Annotated in this window: 16 protein-coding genes; 9 read left to right on the plus strand and 7 right to left on the minus strand. The window is 42.2% G+C overall.

What is annotated here, in order from left to right; genetic code table 11:
- Nucleotides 1-12: 12 nt before the first annotated feature.
- A complete protein-coding gene (gad, locus tag B9N78_RS11020; RefSeq protein WP_085102173.1) occupies nucleotides 13-1410 on the plus strand; it encodes a glutamate decarboxylase in 1398 nt (465 codons plus the stop codon).
- Nucleotides 1411-1635: 225 nt separating this feature from the next.
- Nucleotides 1636-4641: a hypothetical protein gene (locus B9N78_RS11025; protein WP_085102175.1), complete on the plus strand. Its 3006-nt coding sequence runs from the start codon at nucleotides 1636-1638 to the stop codon at nucleotides 4639-4641.
- A gap of 76 nt (nucleotides 4642-4717) precedes the next feature.
- Here B9N78_RS11025 and B9N78_RS11030 read toward each other — a convergent pair whose 3' ends face one another.
- From B9N78_RS11030 to B9N78_RS11040, 3 genes are all read right to left on the minus strand, one after another.
- Nucleotides 4718-4927 carry a hypothetical protein gene (locus B9N78_RS11030; protein WP_085102177.1) on the minus strand — a complete coding sequence of 70 codons (210 nt, stop codon included), beginning with the start codon at nucleotides 4925-4927 and terminating at the stop codon, nucleotides 4718-4720.
- Nucleotides 4928-5083: 156 nt separating this feature from the next.
- Nucleotides 5084-5851, minus strand: coding sequence for a nucleoside triphosphate pyrophosphohydrolase (mazG, locus tag B9N78_RS11035; protein WP_085102179.1), 768 nt, complete (start codon nucleotides 5849-5851; stop codon nucleotides 5084-5086).
- A gap of 1 nt (nucleotide 5852) precedes the next feature.
- The gene (locus B9N78_RS11040; protein WP_085102181.1) at nucleotides 5853-6413 is read right to left on the minus strand and encodes a CvpA family protein; all 561 of its coding nucleotides are present in this window, start codon (nucleotides 6411-6413) and stop codon (nucleotides 5853-5855) included.
- A gap of 256 nt (nucleotides 6414-6669) precedes the next feature.
- Here B9N78_RS11040 and rfbC point away from each other — a divergent pair, with 256 nt between their 5' ends.
- From rfbC to qrcD, 5 genes are all read left to right on the plus strand, one after another.
- Complete coding sequence (gene rfbC, locus B9N78_RS11045) at nucleotides 6670-7221, plus strand: dTDP-4-dehydrorhamnose 3,5-epimerase (RefSeq protein WP_085102183.1); 552 nt, start codon at nucleotides 6670-6672, stop codon at nucleotides 7219-7221.
- 190 nt (nucleotides 7222-7411) lie between these two features.
- Complete coding sequence (qrcA, locus tag B9N78_RS11050) at nucleotides 7412-7963, plus strand: menaquinone reductase multiheme cytochrome c subunit QrcA (protein WP_085102185.1); 552 nt, start codon at nucleotides 7412-7414, stop codon at nucleotides 7961-7963.
- Nucleotides 7964-7976: 13 nt separating this feature from the next.
- A complete protein-coding gene (gene qrcB / locus B9N78_RS11055; RefSeq protein ID WP_085102187.1) occupies nucleotides 7977-10049 on the plus strand; it encodes a menaquinone reductase molybdopterin-binding-like subunit QrcB in 2073 nt (690 codons plus the stop codon).
- 23 nt (nucleotides 10050-10072) lie between these two features.
- Nucleotides 10073-10831, plus strand: a complete 759-nt coding sequence (qrcC, locus tag B9N78_RS11060; protein WP_085102189.1) for a menaquinone reductase iron-sulfur cluster-binding subunit QrcC — start codon at nucleotides 10073-10075, stop codon at nucleotides 10829-10831.
- A 14-nt stretch (nucleotides 10832-10845) separates the two neighbouring features.
- Complete coding sequence (gene qrcD / locus B9N78_RS11065; RefSeq protein WP_085102191.1) at nucleotides 10846-12075, plus strand: menaquinone reductase integral membrane subunit QrcD; 1230 nt, start codon at nucleotides 10846-10848, stop codon at nucleotides 12073-12075.
- A 93-nt stretch (nucleotides 12076-12168) separates the two neighbouring features.
- Here qrcD and B9N78_RS11070 read toward each other — a convergent pair whose 3' ends face one another.
- The 4 genes from B9N78_RS11070 to B9N78_RS11085 all read right to left on the minus strand — a co-directional run bounded on the left by B9N78_RS11070 (nucleotide 12169) and on the right by B9N78_RS11085 (nucleotide 16369).
- Complete coding sequence (locus B9N78_RS11070) at nucleotides 12169-12609, minus strand: GNAT family N-acetyltransferase (RefSeq protein ID WP_085102193.1); 441 nt, start codon at nucleotides 12607-12609, stop codon at nucleotides 12169-12171.
- Between the two features lie 117 nt (nucleotides 12610-12726).
- Nucleotides 12727-13326 (minus strand): hypothetical protein, encoded by a 600-nt coding sequence (locus B9N78_RS11075; protein ID WP_085102195.1) that lies wholly within the window; start codon nucleotides 13324-13326, stop codon nucleotides 12727-12729.
- A gap of 47 nt (nucleotides 13327-13373) precedes the next feature.
- Nucleotides 13374-13871 carry a Crp/Fnr family transcriptional regulator gene (locus B9N78_RS11080; RefSeq protein WP_085102197.1) on the minus strand — a complete coding sequence of 166 codons (498 nt, stop codon included), beginning with the start codon at nucleotides 13869-13871 and terminating at the stop codon, nucleotides 13374-13376.
- A 2-nt stretch (nucleotides 13872-13873) separates the two neighbouring features.
- Nucleotides 13874-16369 carry an ABC transporter ATP-binding protein/permease gene (locus tag B9N78_RS11085; RefSeq protein WP_085102199.1) on the minus strand — a complete coding sequence of 832 codons (2496 nt, stop codon included), beginning with the start codon at nucleotides 16367-16369 and terminating at the stop codon, nucleotides 13874-13876.
- A 302-nt stretch (nucleotides 16370-16671) separates the two neighbouring features.
- On the opposite strand from B9N78_RS11085, the gene B9N78_RS11090 reads away from it, so the two are divergent.
- On the plus strand, nucleotides 16672-17115 hold the full coding sequence (locus B9N78_RS11090; protein ID WP_245805524.1) for an ATP-binding protein: 444 nt from the start codon (nucleotides 16672-16674) through the stop codon (nucleotides 17113-17115).
- 67 nt (nucleotides 17116-17182) lie between these two features.
- The gene (locus B9N78_RS11095; RefSeq protein ID WP_085102203.1) at nucleotides 17183-17521 is read left to right on the plus strand and encodes an STAS domain-containing protein; all 339 of its coding nucleotides are present in this window, start codon (nucleotides 17183-17185) and stop codon (nucleotides 17519-17521) included.
- The last annotated feature ends 2 nt before the right edge of the window (nucleotides 17522-17523 follow it).

Below are 17523 nucleotides of genomic sequence, written 5' to 3' on the forward strand. Positions count from 1 at the left end.
GAGAAATATAAGATGGCATTACACCATAAAAATTCAATCAAAGAGAATTTGCTGGATGATGTATACGCTTCAACCGATATGTCGGTGCGTATGCCCAAATATGTATTTCCTGCTGATGAGCATGATCCTCGTCATGCCTATCAGGTGGTGCATGATGAATTGATGCTGGACGGAAATTCACGCCAGAACATGGCTACTTTCTGTCAGACTTGGGTAGACCCTGAAGTTCACAAACTTATGGATGAGTGTGTAGATAAAAATATGATCGATAAGGATGAATATCCTCAGACGGCTGAACTTGAAGCCCGTTGCGTGCATATGCTTGCCGATCTTTGGAATTCGCCTGATGCCGCTAATACTTTAGGATGTTCCACCACCGGTTCCAGTGAAGCTGCTATGCTCGGAGGCATGGCTTTGAAATGGCGATGGCGTGATAAAATGAAAAAAGAAGGCAAGCCTACAGACAGGCCGAATCTCATATGCGGTCCGGTGCAGATTTGCTGGCATAAATTTGCCCGTTACTGGGATGTTGAGTTGCGTGAAATTCCTATGGAAAAAGATCGTTTGATTATGACCCCCGAAGAAGTCATCAAACGGTGTGATGAAAATACGATTGGAGTTGTCCCTACGCTCGGAGTTACATTCACTTGTCAGTATGAGCCTGTCAAAGCGGTCTGTGAGGCACTGGATAAACTTCAAGCTGAGACGGGGCTTGATATTCCTGTTCATGTTGACGGCGCAAGCGGAGGGTTTCTGGCTCCGTTTGTAGAGCCTGAACTGGAATGGGATTTCCGCCTTGAGCGCGTCAAATCGATCAATGCTTCAGGTCATAAATACGGACTTGCTCCGCTTGGCGTCGGATGGGTTATCTGGCGCGATAAGGAAGATCTGCCAGAAGATTTGATATTCCGCGTTAACTATCTTGGCGGCGATATTCCAACATTCGCTCTAAACTTTTCGCGTCCGGGGGGGCAGATTGTAGCGCAATATTACAATTTTTTACGGCTCGGCAGAGAAGGGTACCGCAAAATACATCAGGCTTGTTATGATACGGCGCAAGCCCTTGCTAATAGAATTGCAGAGATGGGGCCGTTTGAAATTATTTATAACGGAAAAGGCGGCATCCCTGCACTCAGCTGGAAATTGAAAGAAGGAGTTGATCACGGTTTCTCGTTGTATGATCTCTCCGATCGCATGCGCAGTCGCGGATGGCAGGTTCCGGCCTATTCCATGCCTGCCAATCGTGAGGATTTAGTCATCATGCGCATGCTTGTCCGTCATGGGGTAAGTCGTGACCTTGGAGAGCTATTACTGGCTGATATGCAACGTTGTCTTGATTTCTTGAAAAAGAATCCGATGACTATGCCTTTGTCAGAAGAAGATGCCGGAGGATTCAGTCACTCGAAGTAGATATAGAAATTATTTAATTTCTTTTTGCCCTGCTTGATATATTTCAGGCAGGGTTTCTTAATTGGTAACGCATTTAAAAAAAGCAAAAACGATTAGCAGTATTTTTGACTTGTTATTTTGCTTATTTAAAAAATTTACTTGACTGTTTTTGGCAATGTTTTAATTTTAAAGAATGTTACAATAGTGTGTCATTTTTGTTAAAATTTAGTGTGCCTGTGGTGAATTATGAAAATGTTTTTTGATAATCAAGATTATGAACTGCTCGGAATTGTCCGTGATATTCTCAACCGCGATGTCGCTACCAGCGAAGATCGTTATCTCCTTGCGCCCCATTTAAGTCCGCACGGCATAAGGGAACTGGTTGGGTCGCGCGGGCTGAGAATCGCATATTCTGTTGCGCATTTGTTAAGTTCTCTGGAAACCGGAGGCGTCTCCGGGCGACTTTCTGCCTTGCGCTCATTGCATGATGAAGTTCTCGCAATGCCTAAAGGTGCGCTCCGCATGAACACTGCGCGCGTGCTTATTCAGATAATGAAGAAGCTTGTCCGTTCGGTTGATGATGAAGAATTATGCCTTGAACTTGCCCACAATTTTCATGAGGCGGCAACCGGCAAGCCTCGTATTGTCCGCGAATTTCTTGATAATTATTATCTGCTTGAGATGCCGGAAGAATGGAACCATATTTCATTTGATCACCGCGTTCATGATGCAAACAGCAAAGGTCGTAAATCACCTACTCATTTGATAATGGATGCCTGGATCAAGGGCATCAGAAGTTTGACGGTTGTATATTATAATCATGTCGGCGTAGTTGAATCACGCGAGCTTTATGAAGCTGCTCGGATTATGGATATCGATGTTAAAGTCGGCATCGAATATCAGGTGCGCTGGCAGGACCGTTCAGTCGGGCTTATCTGGACACTTGACGGGTTTGATAACGGACGTGATTTTGAGAGATTCATCCAATCAAAAGAAGTTGTTAAATTTTTGGAAGAAGGACGTGAAGTTGCGCTTTGGCAGCAAAAGCAGGTCGTCAAAAGTCTGGACCATTTTAACAAGCATCAGCGTGAAAGACTCGGAGATATGTTCGGGGTTATTTGCCCTGAAATATGCGAATCCGACTTTTTAGCATTTGTCGGAACAGGGCAGCCTTCATTTTTACATATGGGTCGTTATATTCTTGAGCTGCTCATGCCTGTGTTAAAAAAACGGGTTAAAGAGCTTAAGGATCAGTATAAGGATGCTGACGAAACTAGGCGTGCGGAGATAGAGAGCCTTGTTGCGGCAATAAATAAATTTGATGTTGAAATGATTCTTGAACAATTCATGTGTTCTGATGTTGCGTGTTCAATTGACGGGCGTATTGTTCACTCTGAACTGACAGATTTGCCGGAACTTATGACTCTTTCACCCGAGGAGTTCGTACAGAGGATTCGCCGAATCGCATCGCAGAAAAGAATAACTCTTGTTCCGGACGGACTGACTATCGCAGATATTATCTGTATTCTGTATAAATGCGGTGGTACAATCCGGTATATTGAAGAGTTCAACCTTAAACGTATTTCTTTAGGAACCGCCAAAATCGCGGAAGAAGTTCATGCATTACGTCAGGTGCTTAATGAACGGAATTTGCTTGAACTTAAAAATATTATTTCCCGGGCAATTCATGTCCTTGAAAATACGGGAACTGTAGAAGAGCGGGAAGTTCTTGACTGTCTGCACCACGTTCTCACGCACATGGGAACGTTCAGTTACATGTATGGCGGTTCAAGGTTGCAAGCCCGCATCGGAAGCGGGTCTTCCGGTATTATTGCCCGCACACGCGGTATGGGGATGGTTGTTGCTGATACTTTACCCAGCCGGGCCGCAAAAAAAGTTTTTTTTGAGCTTGAACAGGGAGGATGCCCTATTCCTGCCAGAGCCGAAGTCTGTCTTGATGTCACTTTGACTCCGAAATCATCGGACAGCACCTTTTATAATCGATCAATGAGGTTTTTACGGACCATTCCGCTGATCGATGGATTCGGTTATGAAAAATCAGAGGATTGGCGTTTGACCCGTTTTATTGCATGTCCGAAAAATAAAACAAATATAGCAATGCTTGGCGGTCTTGGCGACTCCGGGAATAATTTTACTTTGGACCATATACACGGGAGTAAAAAGTCTCGTTCCTTCAGGTATATGAACTCGACGCTGAAAAACGGGCTTAAGATTCTACTCGGTTTTATTCCTGCTTTTCTGACTTTTGCGCTGACTAAAGATTGGTGGCTTTTACGTTTCTTCGGCGCGTTTATCTGGTTCGGTATTACCGGCTGGCGCAATATTACTCAAGCCGTGCTTGGCGGAGGCGGTTTTATCCGTTCGCCACTTTCGCGCTGGAATGATTATATCAGCTGGAGCAGAATATCTGATTCGTTGCTGTTCACAGGATTCTCGGTTCCGTTGCTTGATTATTTTGTTAAAACTTTACTTCTCGATCAGGGATTTGGCATAAATACGCACACTAACCCTGTAATGCTTTACGGGGTTATGGGGCTAGCAAACGGACTTTATATATTCAGTCATAATATGTTCAGAGGATTGCCACGAAGTGCTGCATTTTGGAATCTGTTGCGGTCCATATTCACTGTTCCGCTTGCTATCGGTCTAAGTAGTGGAATAGGCGCCGTGCTCGGAATTGCCGGAGTTGCTTCAGTTGAGATGGTACTCCAGAGGTGGGCAGCAGTTATCTCAAAGCTGGCATCAGATATGGTCGGCGGAATTATTGAAGGGTTAGCTGACCGTCATGAGAATATCCGCATGAGATTGTGGGATTATGAAAGAACTATCAAAAGTGTTTTTGACTGCTATACACAACTTGAAATGATGTTCCCTGAACGAAACGGACGTGACATGTTGTCTGATCCTGAAGAATTTATTGCAGAAATGAAAAGCACCGGTAGCGATCTTGAAAAAATATTTATAATCAATGCGCTTGATTTGTTGAGATTCTGGATGTTTCAGCCGCGTGCTCGTAGCGCCCTCAGGTTAAGTCTGAAGCACATGAGTATTGAAGAAAAGTCTATCTTCCTTGCATCGCAAAACGTCTTATTCGCAGAAAAAGAAATAAGCAGACTGCTCGTTGACGGTTTGATCGGAAAAAGTTTCGGCAGACCGCTGGCGTTTTATCTGGACTATGGAAAAGATTATCTTGAGGCTATGAAGAAAGAAGTTTTAGTTGCGCAGCATTAATATTACAGTTTTATTCAGGCTAGAACCCGGTGATTAGGCCGGGGTTCTAACCTGAACAGGCGTATTTAGTTCCTTTTTATGTTTTAATGTTTGCAATTGCGCCCTTGCCCGCAAAGTATGCGCCAAGAACACTTTTCTGGAAATCATAATCACTGTTGGTCGATGACGATGTTTGACTGGAGTTCAGGTAGTCGAGTGTCTTGGTGACAACCTGCGCTCCGAACAGTTGTTTGTCGGTCGCAGCCGAGATAGTAAATTCGCCTGAATTAATTGCTGAGATGTCCATAAAAACTCCCTTTATGTTAAGGGTACTATTCACGCCTATCTGTCTAATCGGCAAAAGCGTAATTTACTTTAGGGTAGAAAAATAAAAAACCTCAGTTCAAAATAATTGGACTGAGGTTTTTAGTCTTTTAGCTGAGACATATTTTAGTTATGTCTGCTACTTAATCTGATTCCAAAGCTCGTTTAGCTCAGAAAGTTCCATTTCAGAAACATCTTTATTCTGGTTTCGTGCGAGATCTTCCATTTTAGAAAATCTTTCTAAAAATTTAATGTTTGCTCTATCAAGAGCACTGTTTGCTTTAATTCCTTTTCTGCGCCCAAGTTCAACTAGAGCGAACATGTAGTCGCCGAATTCTTCTTCGGATTTAGACATGTCGCCTGAATTAAGAGCTTCAGTCCATTCTTTCCATTCACTTTCAAGCTGCTGCGTGCACTGTGCATCTGATTCAAAAGTAAACCCAGCGCGTGCTGCCTTGGAGTTGATGCGGTAGGACTTTAGAAGTGGCGGCAGTCCTTTAGGTAGTGAATCGAAAATTTTATTCGAAGCGTCTTTTTCGCTGCGTTTAATTTTTTCCCAGTTACGGAGTAATTCAGCCTGATTTTCTATTTTGGCTTCCGCAAAAACATGCGGATGCCTTCTGATCATCTTGGCGGAGCTGGAATCAAGAGCGTCTTCAAGGGTGAATGACCCTTTTTTTTCATACAGATCCGCTATGAAAAGAAGAAGAAACATTACATCGCCTAACTCTTCCATTGCTTCTTTTGAATCGTCTGCTCTGATCGCTTCGACCATTTCAAAAGCTTCTTCAACTACATAGTCGCAAAGCGAAAGGGGAGTCTGCTCTTTGTCCCATGGACAACCTTCAGGGCCGAGAAGTGCGGAGATAACTCCGCGTAATTTATCGAGTGATTTTGAATTATTCATTTTACATGATGTCTTTGATTTGATTATTGAGTAAAGATTGTTCAGGAAGCATGGATTTAATATCCAGTGATTCTAAAACATTATCCGGTGCAAAACTAATAAAAAAGCTTGCAGTGGATATGACTTTCGGAGCTAGTTTTGATTTAGTTAAAAAATCTGCATTAGGCGTAAAACTGTTAAGAATAATAATGAGTATTCCGCCTACTAATACAGCTTCAACCAGTCCTAAAAAACCACCCAGAACTTGATCGGCCCAGCCCAGCATTGTTATTGTAAGAATTTTCTTAATAACAATTCCAAGCAGTGCAGAAACAAGAACTGTTGCAGCAATTATCGAAAGATAGCTGAAAGCTTTTACAGTCCCGGGGCCGTCAAAAAAATTACTGAAATAGGGCATGAGGTCTTGGTGATACCTTGCAGCCAGATAAAATCCTAAAATTAGGGAAAAAACAGAAATTGCTTCCCGCACGATTCCGCGAAGAAGTCCTCTGAAAATTAATCCTGCAGCAATAACTATAAGAATAATATCTAGCGAGTTTAGAGCTAATCCTGCTGTATTCATTTGCCATTCCGATGTTTAAGGTTGGTTTGAAGACTGACGGTAAAATAATCCGAACAGCTTTAACCTGTTGATTACCTGCTACGGATACCAGACAGAGTCTAAAATGTGAATAAGGAGGATAGAGTAAGAAAAAAATTAATAAATATTCGACTCAACTAAAAAATGAGGTTGTGTCATTTTGCTAACTCGGTTAATTATCTTTTAATTTTATGTGATATTTTGTTTTACAATGGGTGATTTCCCTTTGGAGGGGTTAATGAATTTGGTTGAGACTGAGTTTCCAGGACTTTTTATTCTAGAACCCAAGGTTTTTAGGGATGAAAGAGGTTTTTTTCTGGAAAGTTTTAATAGTGGGTTTTTCGAAAAAAAAGGTCTTCCTGTCGATTTTGTTCAGGACAATCATGCGTATTCAAAAGGGCGCGGGGTGTTGCGCGGGCTTCATTTTCAACTTCCGCCGTTTGCTCAGACTAAGCTTGTCTGGGTTACAAGAGGGGCTGTAATTGATGTAGTTGTGGATTTGCGCAAAGGGTCTCCAACTTATTTGCAGTCATTCAAAATTGAGCTCTCGTCTGAAAATTTTCGCAGGCTGCTCATTCCTAAAGGCTTTGCACACGGTTATGAAACATTAACCGATGAAAGTGAATTCATGTACAAAGTTGACGCCGGTTATGCCCCTGCGAGCGAAGCCGGTATCCGCTGGGATGATAAAGATCTTGCAATTGACTGGGAAACGCAGGATCCGATCCTTTCTGAAAAAGATAATAATCTTCCGGAGCTGGGTCAGTTTGATTCACCATTTGAATTTTAGCTGAATGTTTTTCAGAAGGGTATAAAGTGGCCGCCGTACTCGTGGTGAGATTATAGAGTATTTTTATGTGTCCGGGAACTTTGTGAAAAGTTTCATATTCTCTTGACATAGAAAGATTCTCTATTTTAGAAGATATGGCGTTAATAGGTTGTTTATGTTTCACAAAACTTAAGGAGTGTGGGGCGAGGTTATGGAGGAGAAAAGAGCATCGAAGCAATGTGGAGGAGTTTTTCCTTTCTTCATCGGTGTCCTTGCGAGCTTGGTAATTGGTTGGTGGGTTTTCCCTCAGGTTCTTTATAGTCAGAAAACTCAGCCTTTCAATTTCAGTCACAAGGTTCACGTAGAAGGTGAAGGAATGGAATGTGAGTCGTGTCACACGTTTTTGGAAGATGGATCTTTTGCAGGTCTGCCTTCAAATGAAAAGTGTGCTGAATGTCACGAAGATGTCCTTGGTGAGACAAAGGATGAAGAAATCTTTGTAACTCAGTATGTTAAGAAGAACGTTGAGGTTCCTTGGCTGGTTTATCAATATCAGCCTGACAACGTATACTTTTCGCACATGGCGCACAAAGGCTTCGAGTGTACAGAATGCCATCCCGACGTTGGCAAGAGCAACACCCTGCCGACGTATTACGAAAACAGGATAAGCGGTTACAGCAAGCAGACCATGAAGATGTGGCAGTGTGAACGCTGTCATGCGGAAGTTGGTACCAGCAACGCATGTTACGTCTGCCATAAGTAAGTGAGGGACTGCAATGGGTATTGATCGCAGAACTTTTATTCAATTGGTTACAGGTGGTGTTGTAGGTTCACTCTTCACACCTGTTATTTGGAAATCTTTGGATGATGCCGCTATTTGGTCCCAGAACTGGTCTTGGATTCCAAGACTTAAGTACGGAGAGATCACTGAGCAGGCAACATTGTCCAAATTTGGACCTTCCCCGTGTTCTTTGACGGTTAAATCCGTCGGAGGCAGCCCTTACGTAGTAAAGGGGAATGTTGAAAATGAAATGAGCAAAGGCGGCGTTGACGCGATAAGCGCAGGCGGTGCACAGCTTCTTTACAGTCCTTCCCGTGTGAATGGACCTATGAAAAAGGTCGCAGACGGTAAGTATGAGTCTATCTCCTGGGAAGAAGCTGAGAAAATGCTCTCAGAAAAACTTTCTGCCGTTAAAGGGCAGGCCGGAAAACTCGCCATCGTAAGCGGCGACGCTACCGGAACTTCCAGCGAAGTGTTGTCTGCTTTTGCCGCAGGTATGGGAAGCAATGATTGCTACCTTATGTCTGGTGATGCGCAGTCAGCAGCAGTTGCGCTGGACAATATGGGCGGCAGCGGACAGATCGGTTATGATCTGGACAATGCTGATTTTGTTTTGTTCGTGGGAGCAGATGCAATGAACTCATGGGGTTCAGTTGTAAGAAATCAGCGTGTATTTTCCGATATGCGTCCTACCGGTGAAGACGTAAAGAGTGTGTATGTTTATGCCGGACCTTTCCTTAACAGTACAGCTTCTTCAAGCGATAAGTGGATTCCTGTGGCCCCTGGTGCAGGTGCTATTTTCAGCCTCGGTCTTGCTTATCATCTGCTTAATTCCGGAGCTTCAGCTTCAGTTTCTGATTTTGCTGATTTCAAAACTCTGGTTATGTCCAGATTTACTCCTGACAAGGTTGAAAAAGCAATCGGTGTAGCTCCAGGAGTTATGGCTGGACTCGCTAAGCAGCTTATGTCTGCTTCCGCACCGCTTGTTATTTCAGGTTCTGAATTCGGACAGGGCGCAGGCGGAGCTGACATTATAGCAGCTTCCGCAATCAATATGCTTCTCGGTCAGGTCGGTAAGAAGGGCGGAATGAAGCTCCTCGCTGATCTTCCTGTCGCAGTTGAGTCCGCTGTCAGCCGTGCAGAACTTACCCGCAGAGATTTTGCCGGTTATCTTGCAGCAGTGGCTTCAGATAAAGTTAATACTCCTGCAGTGCTTTTGGTTTACGAAGCTAACCCGGTGTATGCAATGCCACAGGCCGAAACAATGGCTGCCGCAATTGCTAAAGTACCTTTTCTCGTAAGTTTCAGCACATGGATGGATGAAACAGCTTCTAAAGCGGACTTGATCATGCCTAACCCGCACAGTTTTGAGCGTTTTGACGATGCACAGACTCCTTACGGAGTCGGTACTGCAATGCTCAGCGCATGTGCTCCGGTCATCGGGCCTCTTTATAACGGCAAGTCAACAATTGATGTTGTTCTCGGCGTTGCAAGTGTGCTCGGTATTGATCTCGGATATGAATCTGCTGAAGCGGTTTTGCAGGCTAAGGCCGAAAAAGCCGGAGCAGATTGGGATTCACTTATTGGTGGGGCGGCTTTTATTTCTGATTCTACAGAGTCAGATTCACTTAAGTTTGCTGCGTCCGTACTTTCTAAGGCTGTTGCTATGCCTAAGGGTGGCGAACTGGCACTGGCTCCTTATGCTAAGCTCAACGTCGGATCCTCTACAATGGCAATTCCGCCATTGAACTGTGTGACAATCAGCAAGTTCGAGCTGCTAGGCAAAGACCTCTTCGTTCAGATTAATGGCGTAACCGCAAAGAAACTTAATGTTTCCGAAGGTTCTAAAATTAAGCTTACCGGAACAGGCGGAGAGTGTGTTGCCAGAGTCCACATCAACGAAGGCGTAATGAACGATGTGATTGCCGCACCTCTTGGTTTAGGTCATACCGCTTGGGATGTTTTTTCCCGCGGGAAAGGCGATAACATCTTCAAAATTATCACTGTTAGCACTGAGCCCGGCACCGATATGGCCGTCTGGACCAGTTCTGTCGTGAGCATCGCCTAAATTAAAGTCAGGGGATTCACGTTATGCAACATATTGAATTTGATACTAAATGGACCATGGTAGTTGATCTGGACAAGTGTACCGGTTGCGGTGCTTGTATGGTTTCATGCCAGGCAGAAAATAATATAGCACCAATGGAAGACGGTTCTAACAAACTGAAAACTCTTACTTGGTTGCTTGTTTATGAACTTAATAATGGAAAGGATTTCCCTGAAAGGGAAACAGCATACCTGCCAAGACCTTGTATGCAGTGCGGAAAACCTGCTTGTGTTCCTGTCTGTCCTGTAGTTGCTACTACTAAGGATGAAGAAGGCGGAATCGTCAGTCAGATTTATCCTCGCTGTATCGGTTGCCGGTACTGTATGGCTGCATGTCCTTACCACGCTCGTTACTTTGGTTGGTTAGATCCAGTCTGGCCTGAAGGTATGGACAAAGCACTTTCCCCTTCAACATCTACGCGTCCTCGCGGTGTTGTTGAAAAATGTAACTTTTGTCATACCAGATTGCTTAATGCCCGTACGCGTGCACGCGCTGAAGGAATGGATCCTAAGAATCTTCCTGACGGTTGGTATAAACCGGCTTGTCTTGAAGCATGCCCCACAGGCGCAATCTCTTTCGGAGACTCAAAGAATCCTGAACATAAGGTCCATGATCTTATTAAGGATAAAAATGCTTTCCGTCTTCTCGAAAGTATCGGCATGGACCCTCAGGTCTATTACATCAGCCGTCGTGATTGGGTGCGTGAGCAGAGTGATAACCACTTGCCTAACGACAAGCACTAGGAGGGAGGTCAATAATGGATAGAAATCTCTTCCCCGAAGGCGTAACCCGCTGTGGATTGCCGAAGTTCTCCATATGGATGGCTTTTGTTGCAATATTCTTACTCTGGGGAGTCTATGCCGCTGTGAAAATATTCGCAAACGGTATCGGCGTAACAGGCTTAGATAACTACTTCGGGTTCGGACTGTGGATTACTTTTGACCTTGCGGTTATCGCACTTGGAGCCGGCGCATTCTTTACCGGATTTCTCAAGTACATCCTCAAGATCGATCAACTTAAAAATATTGTTAACTTAGCTGTTATACTTGGATTCTTGTGCTACTCGGGCGCAATGCTTATCCTGACTATGGATATCGGGCAGCCGATTCGTGCATGGTTCGGTTACTGGCATCCTAATGTGCACTCCATGCTGACAGAAGTTATCTTCTGTATTACCTGCTACTGCACAGTCTTGATCATTGAGTTTATTCCGTTGGTCCTTGAGCAGAAGCAGCTTAATAAAATTCCTTTCCTGCATCACTTTGCCCATCACTTACATGTGAATATGGCTTTGTTTGCCGGTATCGGAACTTTCCTTTCAACATTCCATCAGGGTTCACTGGGTGGTATGTACGGCGTTATGTTTGGCCGTCCATATGCCTTCCGTGAAGGTTTCTTCATCTGGCCATGGACTTTCTTCCTTTTTGTTCTTTCAGCTGTTGGTTCCGGTCCTGTTTTCACAGTTCTGGTATGTACCATCATTGAAAAGATGACAGGCAAAAAGCTTGTGGAATACAAAGTAAAAGCTCTTATGGGTAAAATCGCCGGTTCAATGCTCTGTCTGTACATGTTCTTCAAGATCATTGACACATGGGCATGGGCAACCGGTTATCTTCCTTCTGTAGGCCTTACTTTTGATGAAATGTTTTACGGAACTATTTACGGTAAATGGTTGATGTGGACTGAACTTGGTTTGTGCGGCGTAGTCCCTGCGATTATGCTGATCACTCCTTCTATCAGAAACAATCCCGCTTTGCTTTATACTGCTGCAATCCTCGATTGTATCGGTATCAGCATTAACCGTTACGTGTTCACTGTTCAGACCATCGCAATTCCGGTTTTACCTTTTGACAGTTGGCAGACATATGCTCCTAACTGGGCAGAATGGGCTACTTCCGGAATGATCGTCGCTTATGGTATACTTGTACTCAGTCTTTGTTACAGGTACCTGCCTGTCTTCCCTCAGGAAGTTAAGCTGAACAAGTAATTTTAAGCAGATACGTTTGTTTTTGAAGGCCCGATTCATATGAATCGGGCCTTTTATTTTTTGGTGGATATTTCGGATGAAGCTTATTGATATTTAAAAAGTTGAAACTTTTAGATGTAAAATTGGATAAGGTTTGCCCATATCGTCTACTTCAGAGCGTTCAATAACTTTGAACCCTAGTTTTCTATAAAATATGAATGCGGAATCGTTTTGTTCATTAACATCAACGGAATTAATATCGAGTTCATCTAAAGCATACTGCATAAGTTTTGTTCCGATTCCTTGCCGGAAATAATCTGGCAGAACAAACAGCATTTCCACTTTTCGATCCGCAACTCCCATAAAACCGATAATTTTTGAATTTTTATTTTTGATACAATAGAGTTGAACTGCTGGTAGAAATTCATTTAGTATTAACGGTTTAAAGTAGTTAATGTCTTCTTCAGAAAGAAAATTGTGTGTTGCCCGTACTGATAATTCCCAAATGTTGAGACAATCCTTGTACTCTGTCTCAGCTACTTTATCCAAAAACATATCAGCTCCATGTTATGTGTTACCCAGTCCGAATTATAATTTTTAAAAATATAAAAAAATGGCCAGACCTTAGAAAAAGGCTGGCCACTTCGTATCTATATCTAGCTTAAATAAGACTTAGTAAGGTATGAACCAACTCATTCCTTTCATTTTAGCAGGAATAGGGTTTGTCTTTGCTACGGGATTTGCCTTTTCCCAACAGTCCTGTTCCTGCTCTATCCACTCTGGGCGGGAAAGGCGTATTGAGTTGCCTGTGTTGATGCTGTCATCATCACCGCTGAAATGCTGCAAAATAAGGCTTATATTGCCTAGATCGTCATTGAGTGACCATTTCCAGACTTTCAAAGTTCCAAAGGGGTTGCCTCTCCAGTCGTTTGGTTTTCCGAATCTTTTTTCAAGCATTGAATAAATTTTATCGAAAAAGTCACTGCTTCCGTCAGCATATTTTAATTTAAATCTTAAAATTATGTCCTTACGATTGCAGTCTCCGACAACAATGTATCCTCCGTTGTATCCTTCAAGGTCTTTAACTTCAATGCGCTTAATATATTCTTCCTGCCAAGGTGATCTGGCAGAGTCCAAATCCAGAATAGATCTTATTGAAGATAAATTTTGGCCTAAAGTAATTCCGGCAATTGAATTCGGTGCATTTGCGGCAAAACTGGAGTTTGCCATAAAAATAAGTAACGCAATGCTCAGCAAAAGTATTTTTTTCATATTATAATTAGTCCTCCGGTAGCAGAATCAAGTGCGCTGGTTCTGTTTTAAATAAGTGTTAAGCCTATAGCAGATTTGCATCCTTCGCAGTTTATATCATACTTACTAAGAAATCTTTCTTCTCTGCCACTTATTTTGTCAACTGCAGCTTTGAGAAATTTATTATTAATTTCAGGGAATTGCCCTCTAGCTTTTTCAAATTTATCTTGAGTGAGGCGAATACAGACAGTGTCAGTAACCGCTTTAAGGGTAAAAAGTCTTTTGGACTCACCGATCAAAGTCAATGCTCCGACAAAATCATTTTCCTTAAATATTTGTACCGGCTTTTCAACATTATCTAAGAAAGCTTCCATTCGACCTTTAATAATGAAGTATGCTGATTTATCAATATCTCCGGTATTAAATACGGTCGTACCCTGAGCGAAATTTTCGCGCACACAAAGGTAAGCCAGCAACTTCTGAGCTTCCAGTTCAAGCCCTGAAAAATATGCAACCTCTCTCACTATCTCCAGATTTTCCTGATACTCACTTGTTTCAGCGCTCATAGCTACTTTGCTCCATGTATTAGTTCGTAGAGAAGACCTTTCTTCGCGATTAATTCTTCGTAAGGTCCAATTTCCATAAGCTTACCGGCTTTCATAACGGCGACTTTGTCATAGTTCTTAATAGTATCAAGTCTATGTATTACCGAAATGAGCGTCGATTTACCTTTCCATTTTGTTTCTAAAAGGTTTTGGATTCTGTTCTGTGAACGGTTGTCAAGAGCGGAAGTTGCTTCATCCATGATCATAATAGGTGGATTCTTGAGGAATGTCCGTGCTATTGCCAGCTTCTGTTTCTGTCCGCCTGAGAGCTTATCACCCTTAGTGCCGACCTCGAAATTCATTCCCAGTTCAACAACTGTTTCAAGCAGATCTGCTTCAATAAGAAGCTGAATCATACTTTGGTTGATAGCGTCCTGAATTTGCGGATGATCAGTTTTAGATTTTCCAAAAAGAATATTATCCAAAATTGTTTGTGACGTGATGTATTCGGCTATTTTAAAGAAGTTGAAGGATTCAGGTTTCTCAACTGACGCTTTGTTAAAGAACTGCTGCCTTCCATCAAGGATGAGTCCTTTCAACACTGTAGGCAGGGCAACAATTTTATGCTTTCCGGGTATAAAGTTAAGAGCAAGCTGGAGCAGCATCTCTTTATCAGTACCCTTGATTTCCTGTAATGTCTTGTCATCGAGTCTGCTTGCAAGTTGTTTGTAGCCGTCAAACTCTTCAGTCGGAATAGGGCTTTGCTCAAAGAAGATTTCTTCTTGAGGTACGTTACCCAAAATATCGACAGTTTGTTTAACTGTTTCCCGCCCAAGGCTCAGGAGAGGAATTTCAAGGTTGGCTTCTTTTAAAAAGTTGGTAAAGTATTCGTTTGTGGCAAGATTTTTGCCGGCAAAAAATTTACTGTTTGCAGAACCGAATATAATATTGCCTGCAACTGATGAGTAGTCGAGATATTTACCTTCCTGATAAAATTCGACGTGATCAGCAAATTTTTCACCGAAATCTGAATGGAAGTTTTTACGAACTGACAGCAGTTGCTCGGACAATTCTTTTTCCTGTTCAGAATCTACGAGCGTATTCAGTCCGAATCTTAGAACATCAACAAAAATACCTGCCTGTTGAATGCTTTCAATCATATTGTCACGGCTAGGTGTTTTCTTTTCAGCGTCAGGATCTCCTTCCAGTACTGCGGCACATGAATAGAGCAGGTTATCCTTTATCGATCCTGAAAAAATGAATGGTTCCTGCGCAACAATTCCCATATTATGGACCATATCCGCTTTAGTCAGATCATCAACTTCATATCCGTCGATTTTTACCGACCCTCCGGTATATTTATATAGCTGCGAGATACATTGTGCCAGAGTACTTTTCCCGCTGCCGGAAAAACCGACAAGGGCAAGCTGTTCACCGGGTTTAAGCTTCAAGTTGATCTGTTTGAGCAGTTTAATGCCCCCTGAAACAGTAAATCCGAGGTTTTGAACATCAATGCTGCCGGTTAATTTGACTGGAGCTCTGCCTTCCGGTTCAAGCTTGAATTCAGGTTCACAGTCAAAATATTCCATGACGCGCTCATAACGGACTGTTGCGTCATTATGAACCTGATAGAATTCCATAAGTTCTTTCCAAGGATCATAAATTTTTTCATAAGCTGAAAGGAAGGCAACGAGAGCACCAAGGTCGAATTTACCTTGAATTGCAAGATAACCACCGACAAGGAAAAGTAAAAATGGTCCAAGATTCTGAAAAAAGCTGTTGAGAACTTTGATTCCTTGTCTGTAAAGAATCCATGTAATCCTGATTCTGAAAAGGCGGTCAACAAAAGCACTGTATTTACGGTTTTCGATGCGGTATGAACCGTTTCCGTGAATTTCATGTATTCCCGAAATTGTTTCGTTAATATGGCTGCTGAGATTACGGGTGGTGTCGACCCTTTGTTTATTGGCAGTGTTTGATTTTTTTTGCAGCTTAGGGACTAAATATATGACAACCGGATATAGTGCGATTGAAATGGCAGCCATGGTCGCATTAAGATAAAACAGGTACGTTGCAAATGTTACCAGTGTCAGGATATTCGTAACTGGAACTGCGATTGACTGTCCTACATATTCACCGGCCGGAGCAAGTTCTGTAACCAGCGAGGAAACGACCATACCGGGATTTGCCTTTCTGAAATATCCAAGGGGTAATGTCAGAATATGGGCGTAGAGCTCTTTTCGCATTTTAGCCAGAGTTTCCTGGCCTATGTAAGTCTGCAGGTACGTAATTGCATACTTTAACAGGCTGGCACCCACAACAGCTATTATGTAAAAGCTGCAGTATCGGATAAGTAAATCTACTTTCCGCATGCTGATGGCTTGGTTGATAATTAACTTTTGCATTTCCAGCGGAACTACTCGCGTTGCAACTGTGACTAAAATTATAGCCAGTAATATGAGTTGCAATTTTAGATTGCTCGTCTTTACCCAATACATAAGGGGGCGTTTCGTGATCATCAAAAGGGGCTCCTTTGGTCTCAATGTAGTAAACTCCTAAGTAAAAAACGAAGATACACAACGAGAAAATCAAACAAGTTCATGTAAGATTAAATGCTAAAATATGTTGATGAAAAAAGCGTTAAATGATTACGTAATATTTAAAAATAAATATATTTTGTTTCCTTGAATATAACTTAATAAGTAAACGTTACATGGGGATAATTTATACCTTTTTGTTGACGTGGGAACAAGGGTTTTCTAACCTAATTCCAGTCAAATTGTTTTTTTATCTATTTTGGAGAAAAACAGAGGATAAGGATTTGGTTACTAATCTGCAGTCGCTGACTAGCGATGAAAAAAAATATTCTTTTACGTTAAAAGCTGACCTTGCTGAGCTAAAAGTCCTTGCGGAAAAAATTGAGAACTTCGGTGAAGAAAATAGGATACCGGAGAAGAATCTTTTTGAGGTTAATTTAGTTCTGGATGAACTATTTACAAACCTTGTAAGTTATGGATGTTTCTCTGATTCGCATTTTTTTGAGATAATGCTTCGTTTAAAAGACGGGGTTATGTTTATTGAGATAATGGATGACGGGAAACCTTTTAATCCACTTGATACGCCTGAACCTGAAATTCACTGCGATTGTGATGAAAGAAAAATCGGTGGATTAGGTATCCATTTTATGCGTAAAATGATGGATGGTATTGAGTATCGTCTGGATGACGGAAAGAATAGATTAAAGTTGACCAAAATAATTCATTAGTTTTATTGTAAAAAAGAAATTTTGTCGTCTGCTGGGCGGATATAATTATCATAAATCGGAGGATAAGATGGGCTTGGAAGTTGGTGAAAACAAAAACGGTGGTGTGATTATTTTTGCGCTGAAAGGAAGGCTTGACTCCAACACCTCTAATGATTTTGAAGAACGTCTTCTGTGTTCCATACAGGGCGGAGAGACAAAGATTATTTTAGATTTTGAAAATCTTGAGTATATTTCAAGTGCCGGTCTTCGTGTGCTTCTAAAGGCTGCAAGAGAGCTTAAGGGCGGAGATGGCAAGCTTTTACTTTGCTCGCTTAAAGATTATATCCGTGAAGTTTTTGATCTGTCCGGCTTTGTATCATTTTTGCCTATTTTTAATACAAAGGAAGAATGCATTTCGTCGTTTTAAAT

The sequence above is a fragment of the Desulfovibrio gilichinskyi genome, assembly GCF_900177375.1.
GTDB lineage: Bacteria > Desulfobacterota > Desulfovibrionia > Desulfovibrionales > Desulfovibrionaceae > Maridesulfovibrio > Maridesulfovibrio gilichinskyi.

Coding starts and splice junctions, on each gene's coding strand:
- gad (WP_085102173.1), top strand. CDS start 13: ATGGCATTACACCATAAAAATTCAATCAAAGAGAATTTGCTGGATGAT.
- B9N78_RS11025 (WP_085102175.1), top strand. CDS start 1,636: ATGAAAATGTTTTTTGATAATCAAGATTATGAACTGCTCGGAATTGTC.
- B9N78_RS11030 (WP_085102177.1), bottom strand. CDS start 4,927: ATGGACATCTCAGCAATTAATTCAGGCGAATTTACTATCTCGGCTGCG.
- mazG (WP_085102179.1), bottom strand. CDS start 5,851: ATGAATAATTCAAAATCACTCGATAAATTACGCGGAGTTATCTCCGCA.
- B9N78_RS11040 (WP_085102181.1), bottom strand. CDS start 6,413: ATGAATACAGCAGGATTAGCTCTAAACTCGCTAGATATTATTCTTATA.
- rfbC (WP_085102183.1), top strand. CDS start 6,670: ATGAATTTGGTTGAGACTGAGTTTCCAGGACTTTTTATTCTAGAACCC.
- qrcA (WP_085102185.1), top strand. CDS start 7,412: ATGGAGGAGAAAAGAGCATCGAAGCAATGTGGAGGAGTTTTTCCTTTC.
- qrcB (WP_085102187.1), top strand. CDS start 7,977: ATGGGTATTGATCGCAGAACTTTTATTCAATTGGTTACAGGTGGTGTT.
- qrcC (WP_085102189.1), top strand. CDS start 10,073: ATGCAACATATTGAATTTGATACTAAATGGACCATGGTAGTTGATCTG.
- qrcD (WP_085102191.1), top strand. CDS start 10,846: ATGGATAGAAATCTCTTCCCCGAAGGCGTAACCCGCTGTGGATTGCCG.
- B9N78_RS11070 (WP_085102193.1), bottom strand. CDS start 12,609: ATGTTTTTGGATAAAGTAGCTGAGACAGAGTACAAGGATTGTCTCAAC.
- B9N78_RS11075 (WP_085102195.1), bottom strand. CDS start 13,326: ATGAAAAAAATACTTTTGCTGAGCATTGCGTTACTTATTTTTATGGCA.
- B9N78_RS11080 (WP_085102197.1), bottom strand. CDS start 13,871: ATGAGCGCTGAAACAAGTGAGTATCAGGAAAATCTGGAGATAGTGAGA.
- B9N78_RS11085 (WP_085102199.1), bottom strand. CDS start 16,369: ATGATCACGAAACGCCCCCTTATGTATTGGGTAAAGACGAGCAATCTA.
- B9N78_RS11095 (WP_085102203.1), top strand. CDS start 17,183: ATGGGCTTGGAAGTTGGTGAAAACAAAAACGGTGGTGTGATTATTTTT.